At 56.8% G+C, this 3,962-nt stretch carries 4 protein-coding genes; 3 read left to right on the top strand and 1 reads right to left on the bottom strand.

Annotated features, from left to right (window positions below; translation table 11 throughout):
* Positions 1-108: 108 nt before the first annotated feature.
* Positions 109-1,209, bottom strand: coding sequence for an aromatic ring-hydroxylating dioxygenase subunit alpha (locus Q7T06_RS11555; protein ID WP_304784798.1), 1,101 nt, complete (start codon positions 1,207-1,209; stop codon positions 109-111).
* Between the two features lie 294 nt (positions 1,210-1,503).
* On the opposite strand from Q7T06_RS11555, the gene Q7T06_RS11550 reads away from it, so the two are divergent.
* The 3 genes from Q7T06_RS11550 to dxs form a co-directional block, all read left to right on the top strand.
* Positions 1,504-1,764, top strand: coding sequence for an exodeoxyribonuclease VII small subunit (locus tag Q7T06_RS11550; protein WP_304784797.1), 261 nt, complete (start codon positions 1,504-1,506; stop codon positions 1,762-1,764).
* Positions 1,761-2,654 carry a polyprenyl synthetase family protein gene (locus Q7T06_RS11545; RefSeq protein WP_304784795.1) on the top strand — a complete coding sequence of 298 codons (894 nt, stop codon included), beginning with the start codon at positions 1,761-1,763 and terminating at the stop codon, positions 2,652-2,654. The genes Q7T06_RS11550 and Q7T06_RS11545 overlap by 4 nt, the downstream gene beginning before the upstream one ends.
* 1 nt (position 2,655) lies before the next feature.
* A partial coding sequence (gene dxs, locus Q7T06_RS11540; protein ID WP_304784792.1) for a 1-deoxy-D-xylulose-5-phosphate synthase occupies positions 2,656-3,962 on the top strand: 1,307 nt, incomplete at its 3' end.

Genomic DNA, 3,962 nt, shown 5'->3' with positions numbered 1-3,962 from the left:
GAGTGATTGCATGAGGCTAGGAAAGTGAGGCGGGTTGATGCAGTGGATTGCAAATGCTTCCCGGTCGAGACAGGCGCATCGGCTGCGCCTGTCTCGACCGGATGATTGTTAAACGTCGAGCTGGCGGCGATACCATTCATGGAAGTGCTGCATGCCATCTTCCATCGGCGATTGATACGGTCCGACTTCATTTTCGCCGCGATCGAGCAGGATCTTGCGGCCGGCATCCATGCGCAAGGCGATTTCATCGTCTTCCTCGCAGGTTTCCATGTAGGCAGCGCGTTCGGCGGCGACAAATTCGCGTTCGAACAGGACGATTTCTTCCGGATAGTAAAACTCGACCACGTTGCGGGTTTTCTGCGGGCCGTCCGGCCATACGGTCGAGACCACCAGCACATGCGGATACCACTCGACCATGATGTTCGGATACAGCGTCAGCCAGATCGCGCCGTATGGCGGCGCTTCTCCATTGCGGAACTGCAGTATCTGTTCCTGCCACTTCTGGTATTTCGGCGAGCCGGATTTTGCCAGCGCGTGATGCACGCCTACGGTTTGCACGCTGTACTGGTCGCCGAATTCCCACTTCAAGTCGTCGCAACTGACGAAGCTGCCGAGGCCGGGGTGGAAGGGCTCGACGTGGTAATCCTCCAGATAGACTTCGATGAAGCTTTTCCAGTTGTAGTCGCACTCATGCACTTCGATATGGTCCAGCATGTAGCCGCTGAAATCGAGATCCTTGGTCACGCCCAGCTGGCCGAGAATTTTTGCGACATCGACGCCATTGCGTTCGAACAGCAAGCCGTTCCAGTTTTGCAGCGGTGTATTCGACAGGTTCAGGCACGGCGTTTCGCCGAAATGCGGCGCGCCTATCAATTCACCCTTGAGATCGTAAGTCCAGCGATGCAGCGGGCAGACGATGTTATTCGCATGGCCGCGGCCATTGAACATTTTCGCCTGGCGATGACGGCAGACGTTGGACAGCAACTCTATGCCGTGTTGATTGCGTACCAGCATGCGGCCTTCGTTTTCCCACGCGAGCGTGGCAAAATCGCCGGCATTCGGCACCATCAATTCATGGCCCGCATAACGCGGTCCCTGACGGAATAATTGCTGGATTTCCTGCTTCAACAGCGATTCGTCAAAATAGACGTTGACTGGAAGCTGCGCATCAGAGCGCGCGAGTTTGGCGAGATTAGCCAGATCGGACATCCCCACCCCCAAATTAATTTGCACCAACCCAAGAGGAAAGAATCCGCAAAAACCTTAGATCAAACGAGATAAAGAGGCAATTTTGGACAGAACCGAAGATTATACCCTAGACTCCAAACGCCGGATAAGCCGTGCCGGGTTTTTGGTGCACAGCCGAGGATAATTGGCAAAAAGAAAATGTTTTGCACCGCAACTCTGGATATTCATCGCGGGAAGTGCCCGTATAAACAGCGTTTATCCACCGCGTCTGGTGGATTGCTCTAAAATGACGGGTTAAACCTTTTTTCAGCCCTTATGTCAAAAAAACTACCCTCTGTCGCGCTGCCTGCTTCGTTTGAAGAAGCAATGGCCGAACTTGAGCAGTTGGTCGCGCGTATGGAAGCGGGCGAGCTGCCGCTGGAAGCTTCGGTGGCCGCCTACAAGCGCGGCTCCGAACTGGTGAAGTATTGCGCTGCGCAACTTGAAAAAGTCGATCATCAAGTCAAGGTGCTGGAAGGCGACATGCTCAAGCCATTCAATGCTGAATCAACGCAATCTGCCGAGGCGGATGAATGACGACAGGTCTATCGTTTGAAGGCTGGATGAAAGCAATTCAGGCTGAGATGGAGTCTGCACTGTTGCGGTATTTGCCGCCGGCGGCACAGGCCCCTGCGCGCTTGCATGAAGCGATGCAGTATGCAGTGCTGGATGGCGGCAAGCGTGTGCGGCCGTTGCTGGTGCACGCGGCGGGCGCCTTGTTTGATGCCGATGCAGTCGAGCTGGCGCGCGCCGCCGCTGCGATAGAAATGATCCATGCGTATTCGCTGGTGCATGACGATATGCCGTGCATGGATGACGATGCGCTGCGTCGTGGCAAGCCGACCGTGCATGTGAAATACGATGAGGCATGCGCGCTGCTGGTGGGCGATGCCTTGCAGGCGCAGGCGTTTGAAGTCTTGGCGCAAGGTGGACTCGAGCCGGCGCGTCAGTTGGCTATGGTGCGCCTCTTGGCCCGTGCATCGGGCTCGCTTGGCATGTGCGGTGGCCAGGCTATCGATCTGGCCAGCGTGGGTTTGAGCCTGTCGCTGGCCGAGCTGGAACAGATGCACCAACTGAAAACAGGTGCCTTGTTGCGCGCCTCGGTTTTGCTTGGCGCCCTCGCGGGAAAGTCCCTGTCCGAGCAGGAAATGACGGCGCTGGATGCCTATGCGCTTGCAGTCGGCCTGGCGTTTCAGGTAGTCGATGACGTGCTGGATGCGACGGCAGATTCGGCGACGCTGGGCAAGACAGCCGGCAAGGATGCGGCGGACAACAAGCCGACCTATGTATCGATACTGGGCCTGCAACAATCGCAGGCACTGGCAGAAAAATTGCGCACGGATGCTCATCGTGCGCTGGAGCAGTTTGGAGATAAAGCACGGCGCTTGCGAGAACTCGCAGATCTGATCGTGCAGCGGAAGGCTTAGTATGAATTTGCTTGAAACCATCAATGACCCGGCCGACATTCGGCATCTCTCGCGCCCGCAGTTAAATCAGCTGGCCGATGAGTTGCGCGCGTTTGTGATTGAATCCGTAGCGCAAACCGGCGGTCACCTGTCGTCCAACCTGGGCACGGTGGAACTGACGATCGCATTGCATCACGTGTTCAACACACCGGAAGATCGCATCGTCTGGGATGTGGGTCATCAGACTTATCCGCACAAGATTTTGACCGGACGTCGCGAGCAGATGCACAGCTTGCGCCAGCGCGATGGCATCTCGGGCTTTCCACGGCGCGATGAAAGTGTTTACGACACCTTCGGCACAGCCCATTCATCGACCTCGATTTCTGCCGCGCTCGGCATGGCGCTGGCCGCCAAAACCAAGGGCGAAAACCGGCATGCAATTGCCGTCATCGGCGACGGTGCAATGACGGCCGGCATGGTGTTCGAGGCAATGAACAATGCCGGTATTTACGACGACATCAATTTCCTGGTGGTGCTCAACGATAACGACATGTCGATCTCGCCACCGGTAGGCGCATTGAACCGCTATCTGGCGCGCCTGATGTCTGGCCAGTTTTACGCCGCGGCGAAAAATGTAGGCAAGAGCGTGTTGCCGGCGCCAGTGCGCGAACTGGCAAAACGCTTTGAAGAACATGCAAAAGGCATGATAGTGCCGGCCACGATGTTCGAGGAATTCGGCTTCAACTACATCGGTCCCATCGATGGTCATGACCTCGATTCGCTGATACCTACGCTGCAAAACCTGAAGCATTTGAAGGGTCCGCAATTCCTGCACGTGGTAACCAAGAAAGGTCAGGGCTACAAGCTGGCGGAAGCCGACCCGGTGCTGTATCACGGTCCCGGCAAGTTCAATCCGGCTGAAGGCATCAAGCCTGCTGCTGCGCCTAAAGTCACTTACACCAGCGTGTTCGGTGACTGGCTGTGCGATATGGGCGCCGCCGACCAGCGCTTGATCGGCATCACGCCCGCCATGCGCGAAGGTTCCGGCATGGTCGAGTTCGAGCGTCGTTTTCCCGAGCGTTACTACGACGTCGGCATTGCCGAGCAACATGCGGTGACGTTTGCCGCCGGCATGGCATGCGAAGGCTTGAAGCCTGTGGTGGCGATTTACTCGACCTTCCTGCAGCGCGGTTACGATCAATTGATACACGATGTCGCCTTGCAGAATCTGGATGTGACATTCGCGCTGGATAGAGCCGGCCTGGTCGGTGCCGACGGCGCCACCCATGCCGGCAACTATGACATCTCCTACCTGCGCTGCATTCCGAA

Origin of the sequence: Herminiimonas sp. (assembly GCF_030645555.1) — a bacterium.
Taxonomy (GTDB): domain Bacteria; phylum Pseudomonadota; class Gammaproteobacteria; order Burkholderiales; family Burkholderiaceae_D; genus Oxalicibacterium.
The sequence above is the reverse complement of the archived record's forward strand: the minus strand, read 5'-3'. Positions and strand labels throughout refer to the sequence as shown.

Excerpts from the sequence above, each read along its gene's own strand:
- Q7T06_RS11545 (WP_304784795.1), top strand. The coding sequence starts at position 1,761 with ATGACGACAGGTCTATCGTTTGAAGGCTGGATGAAAGCAATTCAGGCT.
- Q7T06_RS11550 (WP_304784797.1), top strand. The coding sequence starts at position 1,504 with ATGTCAAAAAAACTACCCTCTGTCGCGCTGCCTGCTTCGTTTGAAGAA.
- Q7T06_RS11555 (WP_304784798.1), bottom strand. The coding sequence starts at position 1,209 with ATGTCCGATCTGGCTAATCTCGCCAAACTCGCGCGCTCTGATGCGCAG.